This window comes from Streptomyces sp. GQFP, from assembly GCF_021545335.1.
In the GTDB taxonomy this organism is placed as follows: Bacteria; Actinomycetota; Actinomycetes; order Streptomycetales; family Streptomycetaceae; genus Streptomyces.
Genome location: NZ_CP089312.1, coordinates 3,428,427 through 3,450,564, shown reverse-complemented (window position 1 = coordinate 3,450,564; position 22,138 = coordinate 3,428,427). Strand labels below are relative to the sequence as shown.

The 22,138-nt window shown below is 69.3% G+C and carries 24 protein-coding genes and 1 pseudogene; 12 read left to right on the top strand and 13 right to left on the bottom strand.

What is annotated here, in order from left to right; translation table 11 throughout:
* Window positions 1–47: 47 nt before the first annotated feature.
* Together LUX31_RS15100 and LUX31_RS15095 are read left to right on the top strand one after the other, a co-directional pair.
* Entirely contained in the window at window positions 48–1,331 is a 1,284-nt protein-coding gene (locus LUX31_RS15100) for a thymidine phosphorylase (protein ID WP_235475313.1), read from the top strand.
* A gap of 97 nt (window positions 1,332–1,428) precedes the next feature.
* Window positions 1,429–2,022, top strand: coding sequence for a Uma2 family endonuclease (locus LUX31_RS15095; protein ID WP_235475312.1), 594 nt, complete (start codon window positions 1,429–1,431; stop codon window positions 2,020–2,022).
* A 6-nt stretch (window positions 2,023–2,028) separates the two neighbouring features.
* Here the strand turns inward: LUX31_RS15095 and LUX31_RS15090 are convergent, their stop codons facing one another.
* Window positions 2,029–2,949 (bottom strand): AEC family transporter, encoded by a 921-nt coding sequence (locus LUX31_RS15090; protein WP_235475311.1) that lies wholly within the window; start codon window positions 2,947–2,949, stop codon window positions 2,029–2,031.
* On the opposite strand from LUX31_RS15090, the pseudogene LUX31_RS37685 reads away from it, so the two are divergent.
* Window positions 2,906–3,340, top strand: a pseudogene (locus tag LUX31_RS37685) (hypothetical protein); the annotation flags it as partial. The gene LUX31_RS15090 and the pseudogene LUX31_RS37685 sit on opposite strands and share 44 nt — an antisense overlap.
* Window positions 3,341–3,370: 30 nt before the next feature.
* Here LUX31_RS37685 and LUX31_RS15080 read toward each other — a convergent pair.
* Both LUX31_RS15080 and LUX31_RS15075 read right to left on the bottom strand, forming a co-directional pair.
* Window positions 3,371–4,402: a sigma-70 family RNA polymerase sigma factor gene (locus LUX31_RS15080; protein WP_235475310.1), complete on the bottom strand. Its 1,032-nt coding sequence runs from the start codon at window positions 4,400–4,402 to the stop codon at window positions 3,371–3,373.
* Window positions 4,403–4,555: 153 nt separating this feature from the next.
* Window positions 4,556–5,710, bottom strand: a complete 1,155-nt coding sequence (locus LUX31_RS15075; protein ID WP_235475309.1) for a helix-turn-helix domain-containing protein — start codon at window positions 5,708–5,710, stop codon at window positions 4,556–4,558.
* A gap of 327 nt (window positions 5,711–6,037) precedes the next feature.
* Between LUX31_RS15075 and LUX31_RS15070 the strand changes: the two genes are divergently transcribed.
* The 4 genes from LUX31_RS15070 to LUX31_RS15055 all read left to right on the top strand — a co-directional run bounded on the left by LUX31_RS15070 (window position 6,038) and on the right by LUX31_RS15055 (window position 7,806).
* Window positions 6,038–6,313, top strand: a complete 276-nt coding sequence (locus LUX31_RS15070; protein ID WP_235475308.1) for a hypothetical protein — start codon at window positions 6,038–6,040, stop codon at window positions 6,311–6,313.
* Window positions 6,310–6,504, top strand: a complete 195-nt coding sequence (locus tag LUX31_RS15065; RefSeq protein ID WP_235475307.1) for a hypothetical protein — start codon at window positions 6,310–6,312, stop codon at window positions 6,502–6,504. Before LUX31_RS15070 ends, LUX31_RS15065 begins: the two co-directional genes overlap by 4 nt.
* On the top strand, window positions 6,501–6,701 hold the full coding sequence (locus LUX31_RS15060) for a hypothetical protein (RefSeq protein WP_235475306.1): 201 nt from the start codon (window positions 6,501–6,503) through the stop codon (window positions 6,699–6,701). Before LUX31_RS15065 ends, LUX31_RS15060 begins: the two co-directional genes overlap by 4 nt.
* A gap of 709 nt (window positions 6,702–7,410) precedes the next feature.
* Window positions 7,411–7,806, top strand: a complete 396-nt coding sequence (locus LUX31_RS15055) for a PPOX class F420-dependent oxidoreductase (protein WP_235475305.1) — start codon at window positions 7,411–7,413, stop codon at window positions 7,804–7,806.
* Between the two features lie 99 nt (window positions 7,807–7,905).
* Here the strand turns inward: LUX31_RS15055 and LUX31_RS15050 are convergent, their stop codons facing one another.
* Window positions 7,906–9,174, bottom strand: a complete 1,269-nt coding sequence (locus LUX31_RS15050; RefSeq protein ID WP_235475304.1) for an MFS transporter — start codon at window positions 9,172–9,174, stop codon at window positions 7,906–7,908.
* Window positions 9,175–9,237: 63 nt separating this feature from the next.
* Between LUX31_RS15050 and LUX31_RS15045 the strand changes: the two genes are divergently transcribed.
* Window positions 9,238–10,188 carry a LysR family transcriptional regulator gene (locus LUX31_RS15045; protein WP_235475303.1) on the top strand — a complete coding sequence of 317 codons (951 nt, stop codon included), beginning with the start codon at window positions 9,238–9,240 and terminating at the stop codon, window positions 10,186–10,188.
* Window positions 10,189–10,304: 116 nt separating this feature from the next.
* On the opposite strand, the gene LUX31_RS15040 is transcribed toward LUX31_RS15045, so the two are convergent.
* Entirely contained in the window at window positions 10,305–11,066 is a 762-nt protein-coding gene (locus LUX31_RS15040) for an alpha/beta fold hydrolase (protein ID WP_235475302.1), read from the bottom strand.
* Window positions 11,067–11,200: 134 nt separating this feature from the next.
* Between LUX31_RS15040 and LUX31_RS15035 the strand changes: the two genes are divergently transcribed.
* Both LUX31_RS15035 and LUX31_RS15030 read left to right on the top strand, forming a co-directional pair.
* Entirely contained in the window at window positions 11,201–12,424 is a 1,224-nt protein-coding gene (locus tag LUX31_RS15035) for an adenosine deaminase (RefSeq protein ID WP_235475301.1), read from the top strand.
* A gap of 136 nt (window positions 12,425–12,560) precedes the next feature.
* A complete protein-coding gene (locus LUX31_RS15030; protein WP_235475300.1) occupies window positions 12,561–12,920 on the top strand; it encodes an ATP-binding protein in 360 nt (119 codons plus the stop codon).
* A gap of 76 nt (window positions 12,921–12,996) precedes the next feature.
* On the opposite strand, the gene LUX31_RS15025 is transcribed toward LUX31_RS15030, so the two are convergent.
* From LUX31_RS15025 to afsQ1, 5 genes are all read right to left on the bottom strand, one after another.
* On the bottom strand, window positions 12,997–13,206 hold the full coding sequence (locus LUX31_RS15025) for a PspC domain-containing protein (protein ID WP_235475299.1): 210 nt from the start codon (window positions 13,204–13,206) through the stop codon (window positions 12,997–12,999).
* 126 nt (window positions 13,207–13,332) lie between these two features.
* The gene (locus LUX31_RS15020) at window positions 13,333–13,884 is read right to left on the bottom strand and encodes a VanZ family protein (RefSeq protein ID WP_235475298.1); all 552 of its coding nucleotides are present in this window, start codon (window positions 13,882–13,884) and stop codon (window positions 13,333–13,335) included.
* Window positions 13,885–14,070: 186 nt separating this feature from the next.
* A complete protein-coding gene (locus LUX31_RS15015) occupies window positions 14,071–14,703 on the bottom strand; it encodes a hypothetical protein (protein ID WP_235479924.1) in 633 nt (210 codons plus the stop codon).
* 248 nt (window positions 14,704–14,951) lie between these two features.
* Window positions 14,952–16,538: a sensor histidine kinase gene (locus LUX31_RS15010; protein WP_235475297.1), complete on the bottom strand. Its 1,587-nt coding sequence runs from the start codon at window positions 16,536–16,538 to the stop codon at window positions 14,952–14,954.
* Window positions 16,535–17,212 carry a two-component system response regulator AfsQ1 gene (gene afsQ1, locus LUX31_RS15005; RefSeq protein WP_198655456.1) on the bottom strand — a complete coding sequence of 226 codons (678 nt, stop codon included), beginning with the start codon at window positions 17,210–17,212 and terminating at the stop codon, window positions 16,535–16,537. The genes LUX31_RS15010 and afsQ1 overlap by 4 nt, the downstream gene beginning before the upstream one ends.
* A gap of 286 nt (window positions 17,213–17,498) precedes the next feature.
* Here afsQ1 and LUX31_RS15000 point away from each other — a divergent pair, with 286 nt between their 5' ends.
* Window positions 17,499–18,257, top strand: coding sequence for a SigE family RNA polymerase sigma factor (locus tag LUX31_RS15000; protein ID WP_235475296.1), 759 nt, complete (start codon window positions 17,499–17,501; stop codon window positions 18,255–18,257).
* 196 nt (window positions 18,258–18,453) lie between these two features.
* Here the strand turns inward: LUX31_RS15000 and LUX31_RS14995 are convergent, their stop codons facing one another.
* Window positions 18,454–19,155 carry a uridine kinase family protein gene (locus LUX31_RS14995; protein ID WP_235475295.1) on the bottom strand — a complete coding sequence of 234 codons (702 nt, stop codon included), beginning with the start codon at window positions 19,153–19,155 and terminating at the stop codon, window positions 18,454–18,456.
* A 60-nt stretch (window positions 19,156–19,215) separates the two neighbouring features.
* Here LUX31_RS14995 and LUX31_RS14990 point away from each other — a divergent pair, with 60 nt between their 5' ends.
* Window positions 19,216–19,635 (top strand): hypothetical protein, encoded by a 420-nt coding sequence (locus LUX31_RS14990; RefSeq protein WP_235475294.1) that lies wholly within the window; start codon window positions 19,216–19,218, stop codon window positions 19,633–19,635.
* A 103-nt stretch (window positions 19,636–19,738) separates the two neighbouring features.
* Here LUX31_RS14990 and LUX31_RS14985 read toward each other — a convergent pair whose 3' ends face one another.
* Together LUX31_RS14985 and LUX31_RS14980 are read right to left on the bottom strand one after the other, a co-directional pair.
* A complete protein-coding gene (locus LUX31_RS14985) occupies window positions 19,739–20,671 on the bottom strand; it encodes an aldehyde dehydrogenase family protein (RefSeq protein WP_235475293.1) in 933 nt (310 codons plus the stop codon).
* Window positions 20,664–22,133 (bottom strand): aldehyde dehydrogenase family protein, encoded by a 1,470-nt coding sequence (locus tag LUX31_RS14980; protein WP_235475292.1) that lies wholly within the window; start codon window positions 22,131–22,133, stop codon window positions 20,664–20,666. The genes LUX31_RS14985 and LUX31_RS14980 overlap by 8 nt, the downstream gene beginning before the upstream one ends.
* Window positions 22,134–22,138 lie beyond the last annotated feature (5 nt).

The window sequence follows — 22,138 nt, the reverse complement described above, 5'->3', positions numbered from 1 at the left end:
ACGACCGGTTCTCAGAACTACTGGAACCACCGGAAGGAAGCCAAGCCATGGCCATGGACGTCATCTCCGTCATCCGCACCAAGCGGGACCGCGGTGAACTCGGCGACGACCAGATCGACTGGGTCATCGACGCGTACACGCGCGGCGAGGTCGCCGACGAGCAGATGTCCGCGCTCGCCATGGCGATCCTCCTGAACGGCATGAACCGCCGCGAGATCGCCCGCTGGACGGCGGCGATGATCGCGTCCGGCGAGCGCATGAACTTCGACGCCCTGTCCCGCCCGACGGCCGACAAGCACTCCACGGGCGGGGTCGGAGACAAGATCACCCTGCCGCTGGCTCCCTTGGTGGCGGCGTGCGGTGCTGCGGTACCCCAGCTCTCGGGCCGGGGCCTCGGCCACACGGGCGGCACGCTGGACAAGCTGGAGTCGATCCCGGGCTGGCGCGCCCTGCTCTCCAACGAGGAGATGCTGCACGTCCTGGACACGACGGGCGCGGTGATCTGTGCGGCGGGCGACGGCCTGGCCCCGGCCGACAAGAAGCTGTACGCGCTGCGAGACGTGACGGGCACGGTCGAGGCGATCCCGCTGATCGCCTCGTCGATCATGTCGAAGAAGATCGCGGAGGGCACCGGCTCGCTGGTCCTGGACGTGAAGGTCGGCACGGGCGCCTTCATGAAGACGATCGAGGACGCGAGGGAGTTGGCGTCCACGATGGTGGGCCTGGGCACGGACCACGGCGTCAAGACGGTGGCCCTCCTCACCGACATGTCGACACCGCTCGGCCTGACGGCGGGCAACGCGCTGGAGGTACGGGAGTCGGTCGAGGTCCTGGCGGGCGGCGGCCCGGCCGATGTGGTCGAACTGACGCTCGCCCTGGCCCGCGAGATGCTCGACGCGGCCGGTGTGAAGGACGCCGACCCGGCGAAGGCGCTGGCCGACGGTTCGGCGATGGACGTCTGGCGCCGCATGATCGCGGCCCAGGGCGGCGACCCGGACGCCCCCCTCCCCGCGTCGAAGGAGCAGCACGTCATCAAGGCCCCGGCCTCGGGCGTCCTGACCCGCCTGGACGCGTACGGCGTCGGCGTCGCCGCCTGGCGGCTCGGCGCGGGGCGTGCGCGCAAGGAGGACCCGGTGCAGGCGGGCGCGGGTGTGGAACTCCACGCCAAGCCGGGCGACACGGTCACGGCGGGCCAGCCCCTGCTGACCCTCCACACGGACACCCCGGAGCGCTTCGAGTACGCCCTCCAGGCGGTCGAGGGTGCGTACGACATCGGGGCGGCGGGGACGGACTTCGCGGCTTCGCCCGTTGTGCTGGAACGTATCGTCTGACCTGGGTTTTCCCCTTTCAGGTGAACGGGATCGGTGGACCGCCGCCGGTCCCGTTCGGCATGCTGGGATCGGTGACGTACCGATTGGAGACACCGCCATGAGCGCACTCAGTGCCAAGCCCGAGTCCCCCCGGGGTACGGGTTGGGACGAGGTCGTCCGTGTCTGGGAGGAGACCGACGCTCCCGAGGGCAGCAAGGTGGAGATCATCGAAGGGATCGTCACCGTGCCGCCGCCGCCGTCCGAGGAACACAACGACACAGCCGAACTCCTTCAGCAACGTCTGTACGGATCGATCCCCGCCGACTGCGACTGGGGCATCTACCAGACGCTCGGGCTGACGCTCGCTGAGACGGCCGGACTGTTCGTGCCGGACCTGTGCGTGGTGCCGAGGGCTGCCCTGCGCCGCCGGAAACGCGTACCCGCCGACGAGGCCGAACTGGTCGTCGAGATCACGTCCCAGAGCAACGCCAATCACGACCGCATCAAGAAGACCCACGGTTACGCTCAGGCCGGGGTGCCGCTCTACCTCCTCCTCGACCCCTGGCACAGCGGTCGGCCCACGGCCACGCTCTACGGCGAACCGCGGAACGGTACGTATCGCGTCCTCGCATCGGTGGAGTACGGCGAGAAGCTCACCTTGCCGGAACCTTTCGGCCTTGATCTCGACACCGGCGAGTTTCCCCTCAACTGAGGCAGGTCAGCCCAGCAGCGCCGCCACGACCACCAGCACCGGTACGGCCAGGATCGTCGACAGCAGGATCGACTCGCGGGCCAGGGTCTCGCCGACGCGGTAGCGGCCCGCGTACGTGAAGAGGTTCTGGGCGGCGGGCAGCGCCGAGGTCACCACCACGTCGAGCAGGGGCGCGCCGTGCAGCCCGAAAACCCCTGCGCCCAGCGCCCAGGCGACCGCCGGCTGCCCCACCGACTTCAGGGCGACCGACAGCAGTACGGGAGTCCGCTCCGAGCCGCGCAACGGCAGGGTGCTGCCGCACAGCGAGATACCGAACGCCATCAGCACCGCCGGGACGGACATGTTGCCGATCAGGGTCAGCGGGTCCATGACCGGCGCGGGGACGGTGAGCCCTGTCGCCGCCACCAGCACCCCGGCGAGCGTGGCGACGGCGATGGGGTTGCGTATCGGTGTGATCAACTGCCGCCACAGCGGGCCCTTCTCACCGATGCCCGTCAGATCGAGGACGGTCAGCGCGACCGGCGTGACCACGATCAGCTGGAACAGCAGCACCGGCGCGACGAGCGAGGCGTCCCCCAGCACGTACACCGCGATCGGGATACCCAGGTTGCCCGAGTTGACGTAGCTGGAGCAGAGGGCGCCGATCGTGGTACGTCCGGCGCCCCAGCGGCGTACGACACCCACCGCGATGAAGACACTCGCCGCGGCGACCGTGCTCAGCGCGGTGATCAGGAGCCGGCTGGAGAAGATCACCGACAGGTCGGCCCGGGCGAGCATGGTGAACAGCAGGGCCGGGGTGGCCACGTGGAAGGCGAGCTTGGTCAGGACCTCGCGTCCGTTGTCCCCGAGATAACCGCGCAGCCCGATCGCATAACCGACGCCGATGACCACGGCGATCACCGCGAACCCGGTCAACACCCCCTGCACGGAGCCTCCTTCGCGGGCGGGGAGGAAAGGAGGCCGTGGGGTATCGCGGGCGGGACCGGTTCGTGGGGCATACACGCAACTCTCCGGGGCGGGAGCGGTGCGAGTCAAAGCGATCTCAACGGGTGGGCGAGAGCGGAGGCGGGGGCGGGCGATGAGTTACGGGTGGCTGCCCGGTCTACCGATCGTGGATGCCATGACACCGGCTGTACTCGTGCTGACCGGCCCCGTCACCAGGGATGAGGTGCCGGGGCTGTGCGAGGACGTGCGGGCGCTGCTGGGCGCCGGCGGGAGCGGGGTGGTGGTGTGCGATGTGGCGGGGCTGGGCCCGCCGGGCCTGGACGCGGTGGAACTACTGGCCCGCCTCCAGCTCACGGCCCGCAGGTCCGGAGGCGGATTCCGCCTCCGGGACCCGACCCCCGCCCTACTCGCCCTCCTGAACCTGGTCGGCCTCTCCTTCGCCATCGAGGGGGAAGTGGAGGGGGAGCCCGAAGAGCGGGAACCAGCGCTTTGTGTCGAGGAAGCAGTGGAACCCGGTGATCCGGCCGTCTGAGATCTCCAGCACCTGGACCGCCCAGGGGGAGAAGCCGCCCGTCTCCTCGTCCGGCTTGTACTGGGCGAAGCCCGGCAGACCGTTGACGGCGACCGGCACGAGGTGCGAGCCCGCGCAGGCGGCGCCGAGCGTCGTCATGAAGCCCGTGATGTCCTCGGGCCCGGTCAGCCACAGGTCGAACGGCGGCATCGTCATGACGGCGTCCTCGTGCAGCAGCGCGGTGAGGGCCGTCATGTCGTACCCCTCGAACGCGGCGACATAGCGCTCAAGGAGCTTCTGCTGCTCCTCGTCGAGGGGGTCGGAGACGGTCGCGTCGGCGCCGCTGTGATCGCGTTCCGCGAGGGTGGCCCGGGCCCGCTGGAGGGCACTGTTGACGGACGCGACGGAGGTGTCGAGCAGCTCGGCGACCTCGCTCGCCTTCCAGGCCAGCACTTCCCGGAGGATCAGCACGGCCCGTTGTTTCGCGGGGAGTTGCTGCAGGGCGGCCATGAAGGCGAGCCGGACGGACTCCTTGGCCACGGCTGCCTCCGCCGGGTCCTCGACGGTGGGCAGCACGCGGGCGTCCGGCATCGGCTCCAGCCAGGTGTTGTCCGGGCGGGGGGAGAGGGCGGCGCGGGCGAGGGGGGTGGAGTCGGTGAGGTCCATGGGACGGGCGCGCTTGTTGCCGGCGGTGAGCATGTCCAGGCAGACGTTGGTGGCGATGCGATACAGCCAGGAACGCAGACTGGACCGCCCCTCGAACTTCTCGTAGCTCCGCCAGGCACGGACCATCGTGTCCTGCACGGCGTCCTCGGCCTCGAAGGAGGAGCCGAGCATGCGGTAGCAGTAGCCGGTCAGCTCGACGCGGTGCCGTTCGAGTTGCAGATCGAGGTCTGTAGTAGCAGTAGCAGTGCCGTCACTCATCGCCAACCCACCCCTTGGCTGTCTCCGTCGCCCCATCGCGACCCAACACGACGAAGCTAGCGCAGGCCACTGACAACGGCGCGTGGAGTGGGGGAAGGTGCAGGTCGGGGAGGGTTTCTTCGCCCCCGCAGGCCGCCGGTGGCGGACGGCTCGCTATCGCTCGATAGCTTTGAGTCCTTGGTATGCCTCCCTCAAATCCGCGCTCTCTGGCAGTTGTCGAGCCTCAACGGCTTTGACGACTTCCAGGGCACGCCAATGATTTGAGGGGACTACACGGCCCGACAGTATGGCACTTTGCGCCGAGCCACATGCTTCGTCCAGCCGGTTTCCCTTCAACAGGACCAGCGCCAGATCGATGTTGGCAGACGCCACTCGCCTGGGCCACATAGTGACATCATCGCTGGGACTGAGTTGCTTGATGATTTCCCGCGCGTAGGGCTCAGCGGCCGAGTCCCCCAGCCAAGCAAGAGTCGTTGCCACATAGGAGAGTGATTTACCGGGGTCGTACCGGTAGTGATGCTCCGGGGTGTCAGGTGTGCCGAGTGAAGCTGACATTTCCTGCACTCGTTCAATAGCGGCGTATGTCTCGGCCGCGTTTCCCAATCGTGCGTGTGCGCGGCCCTCTTGAGCCGTTGCCTGAATCAACGCTGAAGTACCAGAGGGGGCTATTTCCTGAGCCGCCCTGGAAAGGTCCACCGCCTGAACATACTCCCCGTCAGTGAGGACCCGCCAAGCTTCAGTTTCATAACACCAGGCTTCGATATCCGGGAATCCGGCTTCCCTCGCCAGGGTTGCGGCTGTCTCCAGCCGGGCCGTAGCCGCATCGTCCTGCATCAAGTCGATATGGACTGTCGCTCCGAGCAGGGAAAGCCATCCGCCGAGAATCAACAAGCGGCGGTGTTCAGAGAGAGTCTTCCGACCGTCCAGGAGCTTTACGACGTAACCCGAATGCTTGCGCACTTGGCGCAACAAGTCCGCAGGATTCGACTTCGGGTAAGCCATGGCCAAGCTGTCAAAGGTGAGTTCAAGGCGTTCAAGGGTGGCGTTCCCGACATCACTTGCCTGCACTCGACGAGCAAGCTCCCAAGCGTCCATCTCGTCATCTTGGGGGCCGCCGGCATCTTCCACCGTGAGTGACAGGCCGAGGTATTCGTTGACGGCTCGGATTATTTCCGAAGAGGGAGGCTGCTTTCCGTTGATGACTCGGCTCAGGTATGCGACGTCATAATGCAACTCTCTGGCTGCACCCCTCAGGCTCTTGCCCTGAGCCTTGAGTGCCGCCCGCACTTCAGTACCGAAGTCGATCATAAAACCGCTCCCGTTGACTGTTGACTCTCATCGTAGTCAACGCTGGTCAACTCCCGTGTGGCCTTGCTGAGCATCAATGCTGGTCAGCTGATGGAGAGACCCCCGCGCCGTGCGACCGGCCGGGGGCGTGGTCCACCAACTGAACGGGAGTTGATGAACATGGCCGAGCGTAGCGCGGCTGCGCTGCACTGGCTTTGGGTGCCCCTGGCTGTCTGGGGGCTCACTCGCCTGTTCCCGCCGACCGGTACCCGCCGGAAGGCGTCGACGGCAATTCGAACTGTCGTGACCAGTAAGAACGCAAACGATCGTGCGCATCTGGTAACGCGGGTGCCTGCTCAGCGCCGGTCGCCGTACAGCACCGACCGCGCATCCCTGGACGGTTCCGCGTCCCGTCTGTCACGGCCCTACCTCCCTGCCATCGCCGACATGATGTCCGGGGCGACCGTGAGTCCGCGTACGGCGCGTGTGCAGCCGTACTGGACGGCGCGGGAGCGGGTCACCCGATGGGGCAGGCGCACGACGATGATGCTGGCCGCTGACTTCGGCCTCGACCTGGACACCCGCGACATTCACGCCGTGCTGGACGGGGTGAGGGTCCGATGACCGGCGCGCGGGTCAGAGCGACCGTGAGGCCGGCCGAAGACGCCATGCTGCGCGCCTACCGGCTGTGGCACGAGCACACCCGCAGATGCTCCGACGGCTGCAAGGACGTACGTAAGGCGCTGGACGGCTGCGACAGCGGGCGCGAACTGTGGGCGGCTTACCGCCGTGCGTACACCGGGGGGTCGCGATGACGACACCGGCGAACACGGACCGGTGCGGGAGGGTGCGAGCCTCCCTGTTCTACGGCGCCCCGATCCTCAGCGAGACAGGCGCGTGCGTCCTCTCCACGGGGCACAAGGGGGACCACGAGGACCGGCGCGGCGGAACGTGGGGCGTGATCCCGCTCTACCCCATGACCAACACCGGCAAGGGGGCGGACGAGCGGTGAACTCCCCAATGGACAAGGAGAGTTGGATGCCGGAATCCCCGTACGTGTCTGGGCGCTGCACCATCGGCACCCATGACCGGTGCCGGGACGCGGAGCCCCGCGAGAGCGGTGTTCCCGGACTGCGGTACCTCGTGTGCACGTGCTGCTGCCACCGGATGACTCCGGCTCTGGTGAAGGGAGCGAGCGGATGAACTCCCCGGACACCAAGGCGACTTGGTACCGCGAGTGCTGGGAGACCACCCGGGACGGACGCGCCCGGGAACAGGGCACGCTCACCGGGCGGGACGTACCCAGCATGCTCATGAGTCTCCGTGACTGTCTGCCGGTGGCCGTCACGGACCCCGAAGCGGTACGCGCTGCGGCCGACACTCCCGAGGGGTGGTCGTACGAGTCGGATGCCTTGGCTGTCCACACTCACCAGACCCCGTCGGAGGGTTCGTGGCTGCTCTGCCTCGGGTGCCCGAACCGATGGGCAGGGGGAGACTCCGTGATGTCTCACAGGGCCCGCAGGAAGCGGCTGGCGTCGGTCAGCTTCACAGCAGGCCCTCATGGCGGCGTGGGCCGTCGTAGTCATCGCTGCGGACCTGTGCGGGTCGGTGCCCTGCTCCGGGGCGCCGGTCCTGTCGACCAGCGGCGGGAAGGACCCGGCCTTCGTATCTGTTCTGCTCAAGTAGTGATCCCCAGGATGCCGGACAGAAGGGGCGAGGTTGTGTCAGAGCTGTTCAACGAGCAGATACGCAAGCTGCTGGACGGGAGGAACTTCGCCACCGTCGCGACGCTGAACCGGGACGGTGGGCCGCATACATCGCTGGTCTGGATCGCCAGGGAGGGGGACACGGTGCTGTTCTCCACAACGGCCGGGCGCCAGAAGGGGCGGAACCTCGCCCGGGATCCGCGGGTCAGCCTCACGGTCTTCGACACCGCGAACCCGTACCGGACCGTGGACATCCGCGGCACTGCCGAACTGATCGAGGACCCGGAGAAAGCGCTGCCGCACGAGCTCTCGCAGAAGTACCTCGGCGAGGACCCGCCGCCTGAGCCGGAGGAGGTGCTCCGGCTGATTGCCCGGGTGACCCCGCAGAAGGTCACAGGCTTCCACATCTGAGCCTCGCGGACGTCCGGTTGCCCGTCGTACCAAGCACGGCGGGCAATCGCGTATATCCGGTCCAACCGCGTACTTCCGGTCCACGGCTGGACGCCGAGGTCAAGCCGCAGCCACCCGCACACCCCGCGCCGCCCGAGACCCCAGCACCGTGATCCCCACAACCCCCAGCACCGCCAGCAGTCCCATCCCCACGGTCCCCGACCAGCCCCCCGCGTGGAACGCCACCGCGCCCACCGCACTGCCGACGCTGGAGCCCAGGTAGTACACCGACTGATACAGCGCCGACGCCTGCGCCCGCCCCTCCTTCGCCGTGTGGCTCACCGCCGACGACGCCACCGCGTGCCCTGCGAAGAACCCCGCCGTGATCAGCACCAGGCCCAGCAGAACCAGCGCCAAGGTGTCCGACAAGGACAACAGCAAGCCCGATGTCGTCGTGCCGCCCGCCAGGTACAGGGCACCCCGCCGGCCCAGGCGCGCCACCAGCTTCCCCGCCGTCGACGCCGACACCGTACCCACCAGGTACACGAGGAAGATCGAGCCGACCACACCCTGCGGCAGGCTGAACGGGGCCTCCGTCAGGCGGTAGCCGATCACCGTGTAGACCCCGCCGAACACCGTCATGAACAGCGCGCCGATCGCGTACAGCCGTCGCAGCAACGGGTTCGACAGGTGCGTACGGACCGTGCGCGCCAGGACCCTCGGGCGCAGCGAACCCGTACGGAAGTGCCGCGGCGCCGGCAGCAGCAACCGGAACGCCACCGCGCAGCCAACGGCCACCACACCGATCACGGCCACCGCCGCCCGCCAGCCCCACTCCTGCGCGACCCAGCCCGTGATGACCCGGCCGCTCATCCCGCCCACGCTGTTCCCGGCTACGAACAGACCGATCGCCGTGATCAGTGCCTTGGGCCTGACCTCCTCGGCCAGATACGCGGTCGCCGACGCCGGCAACCCCGCCAGCGCAGCGCCCTGTACCGCCCGCAGCGCGATCAGCGCGCCCAGCGACGGGGCGAAGGGGACCAGCAGCCCGACCGTCACCGCGACAGCCAGCGACGCCGTCATCAACGTACGCCGACCGAACCGTTCCGACAGCGCGCTCATCGGGAGGACGAACAGGGCCAGCGCGCCGGTCGCCGCCGACACCGTCCAGCTCGCGTCGCTCGCCGCCACCCCGAACTCGCCGGAGATCAGCGGCAGCAGTGCCTGCGTGGAGTAGAGGAGGGCGAAGGTCGCGACGCCCGCGAGGAAGAGCGCGAAGCTCATCCGGCGGTAGCCGGGCCCACCCGGGGCCATACGGGAGTCGGGGACGGGGCGTGAAGGAGAGGCGGCGCCCACAAGCGTGGACGCCTCGGTACTGGCAGCAGGCATGTCTCGAAGTTACGTACGCCCCCGTTCATCCGTCCAATGCACGGAAACCCCATAATCGTTCCCATGGTGCATCAGCAGAGGTCAGCAGCTCGCCTGTCACCGTCCAGTGACACAGAAGACATCGTCACCCTCCTCGCCCCACGGCTCTCCTACTTCGCCGGAGTCGCCCGCACGGAGCACGTCACGCGCGCCGCCCAGGAGATGCAGGTACCGCAGTCGACGCTCTCCCGGGCGATGGTCCGCCTGGAGCAGGATCTGGGCGTCGATCTGTTCGCCCGTCGGGGGCGGACCGTCTCCCTCACCCCCGCCGGGCGTACGTTCCTCGGCTCCGTCGAGCGGGCCCTCGCCGAGATCGAACGGGCCGCCGACGAAGTACGCGCCGACGCCGACCCCGCCACCGGCAAGGTCGCCTTCGGCTTCCTGCACACCATGGGCGCCGAGACCGTCCCGGGCCTGCTGCACGCCTTCCGCGCCGACCATCCCCGCGTCCGCTTCACCCTCGTACAGAACTACGGCGAGGCGATGATCGAGCGGCTGCGCTCCGGGGAACTCGACCTCTGTCTCACCTCCCCCGTCCCGGACGCCCCCGACCTGGTCGCCCGGCGCCTGGACGAACAGAAACTCCGGCTGGTCGTCCCCGCCGACCACCGCCTCGCCACCCGTCGACGAGTCCGCCTGGCGGAAGCGGCCGACGAAACCTTCGTCACCCTCGAACCCGGCTACGGCCTCCGCCGCATCACCGACGACCTGTGCAAGGAGGCCGGCTTCCGCCCTCGCATCGCCTTCGAGGGTGAGGAGGCCGAGACGTTGAGGGGGTTGGTGGCGGCTGGGCTGGGGGTGGCTCTCCTGCCTCCACCGGCCGTCCCCCGCCCGGGAGTTGCAGAGCTGACGGTCACATCCCCACGAGCGGCGAGGGAAATTGGAGTGGCTTGGCTCGACGGTCACCCCGACACCCCACCGGTGGCCGCCTTCAAGAAGTTCCTCTTGGCAAGAAGGGGCAACCTGCTGCCCTGAGAAGGGGCAACTCGCTACCTGCGCAAGGGTGACGGGTCTGCTTTTAGGGGCGCGGGGAACTGCGCGACCAGCCCCCACTCACCCGCACCCGGAACACAACCCCAACCACCCCGAACCTAGCGCCGGAAAGACTGCCCGAACCCCGCAGCCAACGGCATCCTCAACCCCAACGGCGGCGGAGCCACCAGCGCATCCTCGACCGGCCGAGAAAACCCCCGCCCGAACAAAACCCCCATCACGAAGTCCTCGGCCAACGCATGCACTTCCTGCCGGTACTGATGCAACCCGTGCCCGTCCGCATGCACTTCGAACCGACAGATGTCCCGGTTCGCCTTCTTCGCCCGCGCCGCGAACCGGAACGACAGTTCGGGATCGGTCCGTTCGTCGTTCGTGCCGTGCACGATCAGGACCCGCCGCCCGCTCAGCTGCCGTACCGGTTCCGGCGGCGCCGCCATGTCGTCCTCGGGCAGCCAAGGCGCCAGCGCCAGTACGGAGTTGACGGCCTCGTGATCCGCCGCGCGCAGCGCCGCCCGGCCGCCCATGTCGACTCCGGCGAGGCACACGGAGACATCGCCGTACCGTCGGACGATCTCGTCGGCGGCCCAGCGCGCGTCGTGCGCGAGCTGCGCCTCGCTGCCGTTCCAGCCGCGGTAGCGGTAGTGGACGACGTGCACGGCCAGTCCGTCCGTACGGCCCGCGCGGGCGAGCCGGCGGCCCAACGCCCTTACGGAGGCGGTCGCCAGGACGGGCGACGGCCTGCGGCTCGATACCTCGTCACCGGCGGGAAGCAGCAGGACGACGCCGCTGACCGAGGCCGGCTCCGGTCCCAGTGCCCTCCCCAGCCGGGCCTGTCGCACCGGCGTCACTTGGTGTGCCATGACAGAACAGTGTCAGAAGCAACGGAGTACGAGACCGGTCGGCACGGTCACCATTGCGTATCGACGGAAACGTACAGGCGAAGAAACGGCAAACAGGACAGATGATCTACGCGCGTAGGAGTTAGAGTGCGGAAATGACGAGCGAGAGTGATCGGACGACGAGTCAGACCAGTCAGCGGACGACCCAGAGTGCCGGCGCCAGCGCCGGCGCGAACCCTGGTCCCGGGCCCCGCCCCACCCCCGACCAGATCCGCCGCGCCCCCAAGGTCCTCCTCCACGACCACCTCGACGGAGGCCTGCGCCCCGGCACCATCGTCGACCTGGCCCGGGAGACGGGTTACTCCCAACTCCCGGAAACCGACCCCGACAAGCTCGGCGGCTGGTTCCGTGATGCCGCCGACTCCGGTTCCCTGGAGCGGTACCTGGAGACCTTCGCCCACACCTGCGCCGTCATGCAGACCCGCGACGCCCTCGTCCGGGTCGCCGCCGAGTGCGCCGAGGATCTCGCCGAGGACGGTGTCGTCTACGCCGAGGTGCGGTACGCGCCCGAGCAGCACCTCGAAGGCGGGCTCACCCTCGAAGAGGTCGTCGAGGCCGTCAACGAGGGCTTCCGGGAAGGCGAGCGGCGGGCCCGGGAGAACGGTCACCGGATTCGGGTCGGGGCGCTGCTCACCGCCATGAGGCATGCCGCCCGCGCCCTGGAGATCGCCGAACTGGCGAACAGGTACCGGGATCTGGGCGTCGTCGGCTTCGACATCGCCGGTGCCGAGGCCGGCTTCCCGCCCACCCGGCACCTCGACGCCTTCGAGTACCTCAAGCGCGAGAACAACCACTTCACCATCCACGCCGGCGAAGCCTTCGGGCTCCCCTCCATCTGGCAGGCCCTCCAGTGGTGCGGCGCCGACCGGCTCGGCCACGGGGTGCGCATCATCGACGACATCCAGGTCCAGGACGACGGCACGGTGAAACTCGGCCGCCTGGCCTCCTACGTGCGTGACAAGCGCATTCCGCTGGAGCTGTGCCCCTCCTCCAACCTCCAGACCGGCGCCGCCGCCTCCTATGCCGAGCACCCCATCGGGCTGCTGCGACGGCTGCATTTCCGTGCGACCGTCAATACCGATAATCGGCTTATGTCGGGTACTGGAATGAGTCGTGAATTCGAGCACCTTGTCGAGGCGTTCGGTTATACGCTCGACGACCTGCAATGGTTCTCGGTCAATGCTATGAAGTCAGCATTCATTCCTTTCGATGAACGACTGGCGATGATCAATGACGTCGTCAAGCCCGGATACGCCGAGCTGAAATCCGAATGGTTGTTCCGGCAGACCGCCTCCACCAGCGGTTCTGTCGGGGAGTAGGGCTGATCGAGGGCGGGTGGAAAGCGGTCGGTCCGTACGACTCGGCCGCTTTTCGCTGTTTGCGGCGGGCGGCCCGGCATGTTTACGGTCTTGGACCGCTCACATCCCCGTCATCGCATTCAAGGACGCATTCACTATGAAGCAGTCTGCTGCCAAGACCCTCGGTGTCGCCGCTCTCGGTGCCGCCTTCGCCGCGGCGGGTGCGGGTGCCGCCAACGCCGCCCCGGCCATCCCCGCCCTCCCGGACTCCGCCGCGCTGGGCACCGTGACCCAGACGCTGCCCGTGGAGAGCGCGTCGCAGGCACTGCCGGGTGCCGCCGAGGCCGTCGCGCAGGGGCAGACCGCGCTCGGCGCGGGCGTCGAGGCCGCGCAGCCGGTGGTCGCGAAGCTGGTGTCCGAGGGCCCGACCGCGCCGGTCGCCGGTCTGCTCGGCGGCCTCCCGCTGCAGGGGCTGCCCACGCACGGCCTACCGGTGAACGGCATTCCGCTGGGCTGACCCACCCTGTGAACGCGCCGATGGGGCGCACCTCCGTAGCCCGGGGGTGCGCCCCATCGGCGTGTGTGCGGGTCGACTACCAGGCGGCTCGGGCCTTGTCCTGGTACTTCTCGGAGGGGAGCAGGATCCACATGCCTATGTAGAGCAGGAACTGCGGGCCGGGCAGCAGACACGAGAGTACGAAGATCACGCGCATCGTCGTCGCGGACATCCCGTAGCGCCGTGCCAGCGCGGCACACACTCCGCCGATCATGCGGCCGTTGGTGGGGCGGGCAAGGCGGGCCATAACGTCTCCTATGCGAGGTCGAGTCCGAGTTCGAGTTCGAGTTCGGTGAGTGACAGGGGCTGCCCGGCTGTCCGGGTGCCTCATCTGTACTCAACGTTACGGACGCACAGGGGACGAAGCGTCGCTCTACGGGGCGATCCCGACCCTGGGAATCGTCGGGGTGCGACCCTGAGTCGCTTCCTCCGTACGGATGGTCGCCCGGCGCCTGCGGTCGTTCCTGCGGCGCAGCCAGGACCGTACGGCGGGCACCACGGCGACATGGGCGAGGCCCACGCCCACCGTGTTCAGGAGCAGCGAGTCGACGTCCACGACCTGACCGGGTACGCCGGTCTGCAGCAGCTCGATGCCGAGCGACAGCATGGCGCCCGCCATGACCGTACGGAAGAGGGAGCCGAGCGGGGACGCGTCGAGCCGTCCGCCCGCCATCGGGAGCAGCACACCCAGTGGGGCCAGCAGTGCGAGCCCCTCCGCGATGCGCCGGGCCGCCTCCTGCCAGCCGAGGGCCAGGTCGGCCCGTATGCCCGCGAAGGGGCGCAGATTGGCGGGCAGCTGCCACGGGACGTCGAGGGGGCGCAGCGTGAGCCAGGCGACGAGCGCGAGATGGGCGACGAGGAGGACACCTCCCGCCACGCGGATGCGGATCGCGGCGCTTTGGCCGCCCGAGCGTTGACGCTGCACGTCCCCCAAGACGCGGGGGTCGGCACGATCGGTTCCGGGGTGCGCTGGGGGAGGGGGTGAGTCATGTGCCACACGGGGGTGGGTCGTGGGTCATTCGTTGGCTGCGGGCCGGTGGGGGCTTGTCGCGCAGTTCCCCGCGCCCCTGTCGGGGGGCGCTGCGCGCCTCCCCTCCTTCGCCAGGACCGGTCAGCTGCCGTCTACCCCCGACGACGGGGGTACCTGGGCGCCCGGGCGGGAGCGGACCTCCGGTGTGCAGGTGTAGCGGCGTAGGGGGGCCGTGTTCGGGCCCCCCAGAACTACCGAGCCGTCTCCCTCGGCTGCTGCCGAGTCGGAGAAGGTGCAGACGATCTGGGCTAGGGCGTAGGAGGCCAGGTCGTCCGGGGACGTGCTCAGGCGGAGGGTGTCCTCGGGGTCCTGTGGGCCGGGGCCGGTCACGCTCATGCCGTCGCGTACGTCCGTCGTGTAGCCCGCCTCGGTCTCGTCGGCGGACGGGGTCTCCGCCAGCTCGTCCAGGAGGCCCTGGGCCACCAGGACGCGCCGCTCGGCCTCCCCCGTACCGTCCGGGACGCGCACCGAGCGGTCGACGGTGACCAGCTGGGAGGCGCACAGGAGGAACACCTGGACGGGGACGCCCCTGGCCGACTGTGCGGCGGCGTCCGACGCGGAGGGCGCGGCGACGTCGGTGAGGGAGCACGGGACCCGGGAGGGCGCCGGACCGAAGTCCGTCGGAACCTCGGTGGCGCGGATCCCGCAGCCGGTGAGCAGCGCGGCGAGCAACGGTACGGCCAGCCCCCGGCGCACGCCCCGCGCGGACGGCAGGCCTCGCGCGTCCCGCAGGTCGTGCCGGCCCAGCGCGGACCGCAGGCTCAGCGCGGACCGCAGGCCGTGCACGCTCCGCGCGAACCGCTGGCCCAGCACGCTCCGCGCACCCTGCGCGCCCTCCAGGCTCCGCGCGCCCGGCGCGAACCGCACGTCCAGCGCCTCCTCCACGCCCAGCGCCTCCTCCACGCCCTGTGCGCCTTCCACGCCCCGCACGCCCTGTCCACCCCGCACGCCTCGTACGTTCGTCACGCGCCCTCCCCGTTGCCGTTCGCGTCGTTCGGGTCGGGTGAGGGCTCCGTCAGGGTTGACGGGTCCCTCGGTAGGCGCAGGGTGAACACCGCGCCGCCCTTCGGGGAGTTGGCGGCGGTGATCTCGCCGCCGTGGATGTGGGCGTTCTCCAGGGCGATGGACAGGCCCAGGCCGCTGCCCTCGGAGCGGGGGCGGGAGGCGCTCGCCTTGTAGAAGCGGTCGAAGACGTGCGGGAGGACGTCCTCGGGGATGCCCGGGCCGTGGTCCTGCACCTCGATCAGCAGGTCGGAGCCGGCGCCGTCGTTGTCGGACACGCGCACCGACACCCGTACCGGCGAACCGCCGTGCTTGAGGGCGTTGCCGATGAGGTTGGCCAGGATGACGTCCAGGCGGCGCGGGTCGAGCCGGGACATGATGCCGCGCTCGGCGTCCAGGTCGACCGCGTCCAGCCAGGCGCGGGCGTCGATGCAGGCGGTGATCTGGTCGGCGATGTCGACGTGGTCCAGGACCAGCCGGGCGGTGCCCGCGTCGAAACGGGTGACCTCCATCAGGTTCTCCACCAGGGAGTTGAGCCGCCGTGTCTCGCTGACCACCAGCTTCACCGCCGGTTCGATCATCGGGTCGATGCTGCCGGTCTCCGCGTCCAGTTCCTCTTCGAGGATCTCCGTAACGGCGGTGATCGCGGTGAGCGGCGTACGCAGCTCGTGGGACATGTCCGCCACGAACCGCCGCGAGGCCTCGTCCCGGGCGCTCATGTCGGCCACCCGCGTCTCCAGCGCCTCCGCCGTGTGGTTGAACGTCCGGGCCAGGTCGGCCAGTTCGTCCGTGCCCGACACTCGGAGGCGTGTGTCCAGTTTGCCCTCGCCGAGTCGGCGGGCCGCGATGCCGAGGCGGTGCACCGGCTTCAGTACGGTCGTCGCGGCGGCCTGCGCGAGCAGCGCCGAGCCGATCAGCGCGAGGCCGGTGGCGATACCCAGCGACCAGGCAAGCGAGTTGAGGTCCTTCTCCTCGGGCTCCAGCGACTTCAGCATGTACCCGGCCGGACCGCCGCCGATCACCTTCGTACCCGCGACCAGGTACGGCTTGTCGCCGTCGATGATCCGCTGCCAGTACAGGTGGTACGGGTACTTGTTGCTCGACGTGATCGACTGCTCCTTGCCGACCGCCGTACGCAGCGACTTGGGCACGTCCGTCAGCGAAAAGGTGTCCAGTGCCCCGGAGTTGCCGACGACCGTGCGCCCGCTGCCGTCCTCGGCGACCAGCAGCACACTGAACCGCTGGCTGCTGGCGGCCATCTGGCCCGCCGTGTGCTGGAGTTCGTCCTGCGTGGGGTGGGCCGGCAGCGCGCCCGCGCGGTTCTGCATCTCCTGCTGGAAGTCGCGCAGCACCGCGTCCTGCGTACGCGTCAGCACCGCCTCGCGGTTCAGCCAGTACGCGATCCCGGACGCCGACACGGCGGCCGTCAGCGCCACCAGGCCGAAGACGACCACCAGGCGCAGCCGGAGGCTGGTGAAGCGGAGGCCGGAAAGTATCGCTCTGCGCGCCGCGGCCCAGCCACGGAGCTTGTCCTGCGGTTTCGTCACTGAGGCGAGTCCAGCCGGTAGCCGACGCCACGGACGGTACGGATCAGCGTGGGCGACGACGGCACGTCCTCGACCTTCGCGCGCAGCCGCTGCACACACGCGTCCACCAGCCGTGAGTCGCCCAGGTAGTCGTGCTCCCAGACCAGCCGCAGCAACTGCTGCCGGGACAGCGCCTGACCGGGCCGTCGGCTCAGCTCCAGGAGCAGCCGCAGCTCGGTGGGCGTCAGCTGCAGATCCTCGCCGTTCTTCGTCACCGTCATCGCCGAGCGGTCGATGACCAGCGAACCGAAGGACGCCGAGTCGTTGGACTCGCGCTCCCCGCGCCGCAGCACCGCACGGATACGGGCGTCGAGCACCCGCCCCTGCACGGGTTTGACGACATAGTCGTCGGCGCCGGACTCCAGCCCGACCACCACGTCGATGTCGTCGCTGCGCGCGGTGAGTAGGATGATCGGCAGCTGGTCCGTGCGCCGGATGCGTCGGCACACCTCGAATCCATCGATTCCGGGCAGCATCACATCCAGGACGATCAGATCAGGCCGCTGCTCACGCAGCAGTTTCAGACCGTCCTCACCGGTGGCAGCGGTGGCTACCCGGTGGCCCTGGCGCGTCAAAGACAGCTCCAGTGCCGTACGGATGGCGTCGTCGTCCTCGATCAGCAACAGGGAAGGCACGGATGCATTCTGGCCCATGGCCGGGCCGGGCTGCGACTGCCAGGCGATTGTCGGGTCATTGTCCGGCGATTGTCGGGTGATTTCGGGGCACCCCGGGTACATATCGCCCCTCACTGTGGGCCCGCTGTGCGTGCGCTGAGCCGTTCCTGCGGAAGAGGCCCTGTTGCACGCCTGTGACAGTCGGCGGACACCGTCATGAAGTGGCTTGGGCAAGCTTCTCGGCACAGGCAAGGAAGCACCACGAACCAAGCCGGAGTCCGGGTAAGTCCACGACGGGGGGCGCGAGATGAACACGCTGCACAGCACGAGCGCGAACGCAGTGATCACGCGTCTGCACGACGTCACCCGGGTCACTGAGAAGTCCGGTGTCGTGAACGGGCGGGGGTGCGTTCGCGGCACCGGGCGTCAGCACACCACGTACATGTCGGTGGTTGACGCACACACGGGGGGAAGCGGCAGCGGTACCACGGGGGGTACGGGGGCCGCGTACAGGGAGGAATCCACGGGGGAGCGCCGTTCGCTGTCGGAGGCGGAGTTCACCGCCTACGTCCAGGAGCGCCGCGCCTCCCTGTACGCAACCGCCTACCACCTCACCGGTGACCGCTTCGAGGCCGAGGACCTGCTCCAGAGCGCGCTGTTCTCGACGTACCGCGCCTGGGACCGGATCAGCGACAAGGCCGCGGTCGGGGGCTACCTGCGCCGCACCATGACCAACCTGCACATCAGCGCGTGGCGCCGCCGCAAGCTGAACGAGTACCCGACCGAGGAACTGCCGGAGACGCCCGGCGACACGGACGCGATGCGCGGCACCGAACTGCGCGCGGTCCTGTGGCAGGCGCTGGCCCGGCTGCCCGAACTCCAGCGGACGATGCTGGTCCTTCGTTACTACGAGGGCCGCACCGACCCGGAGATCGCGGAGATCCTCGACATCAGTGTCGGCACGGTGAAGTCCAGCATCTGGCGGTCGCTCCGCCGGATGCGCGAGGACGAGGTCCTCAGCTTCGGCCGTGACGAGGAGGAGTCCTTTGGGGAGCTTGTCGCCTGAAGGTCCGGGGGGCACCGTTCGGGGGAGCGGTGAAGACGGGGGAGTAGTAGACGGGGGAAGCACGGGGGAGCACCACCAGGGGGAACCACCGGGGTCGGGGGGCCGCGGGGGAGCACCAAAAAGGGAGCGGGGCTGGAGGGCCGGGGGGTCCATCCAGTCCCGCTTTGGTGTGTCCGGGTGTCCGGGTGCCGGTTGTCTATGTGGTGCGTACGTAGGTTCTGGTGCCCGCCGCCGCGTCCGCGAGCCTTCCCATCGCCTCGTCGCGGTCGCACGCGTGTGTGCCCAGGGCCGTCTGGCGGGCCACGATGGAACGCTCCGCGCGCATCAGCCGCCAGCCGCGGCGCAGCAGGAACGGCACCGACTTGCGGCCCTCGCGCAGATCCCGCAGGAAGCGCCGGCGGAACGTCTTGACCGGGCCCCGGCTCAGGCACAGCGCGTCCGCGAGGACACCCTCCTCCTGGCAGCGCTCCACGATCTCGGCGGCGAAGATGCCCTCCGCGATGAACAGCGGCGTCCGGCCGATGTCGACGCTCTCCTCGCCGGTACGGGCGCTCAGCGAGATGTCGTACACGGGAACGTTCGTACGACCCGTGCGGCACAGCTCGGTGATCGCGGTGACCGCCGTGTCCGCGTCCCACGACTCGGGGTGGTCCCAGTCGATGTCGGTGCTTCCCAGGACCTGCGGCAGCGTCGGGTCGGTGCCCTCTTTGTAGAAGTCGTCGAGCCGCAGGACCGGGAGGCCGGAGCGGGCGGCGACGAGGGACTTGCCGGAGCCGGAAGGGCCGCAGAGCAGCACGACTCGCGTGGGTATGGGCGGGTGGGAGGTCACGAGACACCAGTGTGAGGCATCGGGCGCCCCCCTGCCGACCCCGCGGGTCGGCTTTGAAAGGTGCGTCACACGTCAACTACCCTTCGTGTCGACCTGATTACCCGGCGTACCAGAAGGTGGAAACCAGTCATGGCACGACACGCGTCCTCCCAGAACCAGACCGCCCAGACCGCCCAGCGTGCCCTGATCGCCCTCGCGACCGCGGGCGTTGCCCTCGGGGCGGGCGCGGTGACGGCCGCCGCGGCCGAGGGGGGACCTGCGGTGGATGTCATGCGGGCCAACCCCAGCACCTCGTTGGGGCAGATCGACCCGCAGGCGGGGTTGGCGGCGCTGACCGGCTCGGTCGGGTATGTCACGGGCGCGGTGCAGGGGCTCAAGCCGAATCCGTTGGCGGGTACGGGGGTTGACCCGCTGGACAACGGGGTTGCCACGCAGTTGTCCGACTTTCAGCCTCTGGCTTCCCAGGCCCTGACCGCGCCTGTTGCGCAGGCGCAGTCGATCGGGCGTATTCCGGTGGTGGGGGAGGCCTTGGGGGTCTTGGGCGGTTGAGGTGCGGGGAAGGGGCGGGGAGCTGCTGACCGTTGCCGGGTGCGCGTGCGTCGTGGCTGGTCGCGCAGTTCCCCGCGCCCCTACTAGGCGGCCTGCGGCCGGCCTAGTAGGAGGAGCCCGATGTGCCCAGTGCGCCCGTGGGGTGCCAGACCGTCTTTGTTTCCAGGAAGGCGGTCATGCGTTCCGTGCCTGGGGTGGCGAACCATTCCGCGTTGTCCACAGGCTGTGGACGGAGGACGCGCTTCAGGTTGTCGGCTGCCGCGATCTCCAGTTCCTTGGCCAGTGCCTCGTCCGCGCCCGCCAGGTCGATCGCGTTGACGTCCTGGTGTGCGGCGAGGGACGGGGTGATCTCCGACGTACGGCCGGAGAGGATGTTGACGACTCCGCCGGGTACGTCCGAGGTGGCCAGGACCTCGCCGAGGGAGAGAGCCGGGAGCGGGGACTTCTCGCTGGCGATCACGATCGCCGTGTTGCCGGTGGCGATCACGGGGGCCAGCACCGACACCAGGCCCAGGAACGAGGACTCCTGGGGGGCGAGGACGACGACCACGCCGGTCGGTTCGGGGGAGGAGAGGTTGAAGTAGGGCCCTGCGACCGGGTTCCCGCCTCCTACCACCTGGGCGATCTTGTCGGTCCAGCCCGCGTACCAGACCCAGCGGTCGATCGCCGCGTCGACCTGGGCGGTCGCCTTCGGCTTCGACAGGCCCTCCGCGTCGGCCACCTCGCGGACGAACTGCTCCTTGCGGCCCTCCAGCATCTCGGCGACGCGGTAGAGGATCTGGCCGCGGTTGTACGCCGTGGCCCCGGCCCAGCCGCCGAACGCCTTGCGCGCGGCGACGACCGCGTCACGGGCGTCCTTGCGGGAGGAGAGGGGGGCGTTGGCCAGCCACTTGCCCTTTGCGTCGCTCACCTCGTACACCCGGCCGCTCTCGGAACGCGGGAACTTCCCGCCCACGTACAGCTTGTAGGTCTTGAAGACGGACAGACGCGGGTCCGGCCGTGTGTCGTGGCGCGGGTCCACTCGGGGGTCAGACATCGAGGTACGCCTCCAGGCCGTGGCGACCGCCCTCGCGGCCGAAGCCCGACTCCTTGTAGCCGCCGAACGGCGAGGTGGGGTCGAACTTGTTGAACGTGTTGGACCAGACGACACCGGCGCGGAGCTTGTTCGCGACGGCGAGGATCCGTGAACCCTTCTCCGTCCAGATGCCCGCCGACAGGCCGTACTGGGTGTTGTTGGCCTTGGCGACGGCCTCGTCCGGGGTGCGGAAGGTGAGGACCGAGAGCACCGGGCCGAAGATCTCGTCGCGGGCGATGGTGTGCGCCTGGGTGACGTTCGTGAAGAGCGTCGGGGCGAACCAGTAGCCGGAGGACGGGAGTTCGCAGGCCGGGGACCAGCGCTCGGCGCCCTCCGCCTCGCCCGCCTCGACGAGCGAGGTGATCCGGGCGAGCTGCTCCGCGGAGTTGATCGCGCCGACGTCCGTGTTCTTGTCCAGCGGGTCGCCGACGCGGAGCGTGGACAGGCGGCGCTTGAGCGAGTCGAGCAACTCTTCCTGGATCGACTCCTGTACGAGGAGTCGGGAGCCCGCGCAGCAGACCTGGCCCTGGTTGAAGAAGATCCCCGTGACGATCCCTTCCACCGCCTGGTCGATGGGGGCGTCGTCGAAGACGATGTTGGCGCCCTTGCCGCCCAGTTCGAGGGTGACCTTCTTGCGGGTGCCCGCGACGGTGCGGGCGATCTCCTTGCCGACGGCCGTGGAGCCGGTGAAGGCGACCTTGTTGACGTCCGGGTGCGCGATGAGGGCGGCGCCCGTGTCGCCGTACCCGGGAAGGATGTTGACGACGCCCTTCGGGAGGCCCGCCTGGCGGCAGATGTCCGCGAAGAAGAGGGCGGAGAGGGGGGTCGTCTCGGCGGGCTTCAGGACCACCGTGTTGCCGGTGGCGAGCGCCGGGGCGATCTTCCACGCCAGCATCAGGAGGGGGAAGTTCCAGGGGATGACCTGGCCGGCGACGCCCAGGGGCTTCGGGTTCGCGCCGAAGCCCGCGTGGCCGAGCTTGTCGGCCCAGCCCGCGTAGTAGAAGAAGTGGGCCGCCACCAGGGGGAGGTCCGCGTCGCGGGTCTCCTTGATGGGCTTGCCGTTGTCGAGGGTTTCGAGGACGGCGAGCTCGCGGGAGCGCTCCTGGATGATGCGGGCGATGCGGAAGAGGTACTTGGCGCGCTCGGCGCCCGGCAGTGCCGACCACTTCTCGAAGGCCTTGCGGGCGGCCTTCACGGCACGCTCGACGTCCGCCTCGCCCGCCTGGGCGACCTCGGAGAGGACCTCTTCGGTGGACGGGGAGACCGTCTTGAAGACCCTGCCGTCGGCGGCCTCGGTGAACTCGCCGTCGATGAACAGGCCGTAGGAGGGGGCGATGTCGACGACGGAGCGGGACTCGGGCGCGGGCGCGTACTCGAATGCGGATGACCGCTTTTCGATCTTTTCGATCTTTTCGATGGTCATGGTGA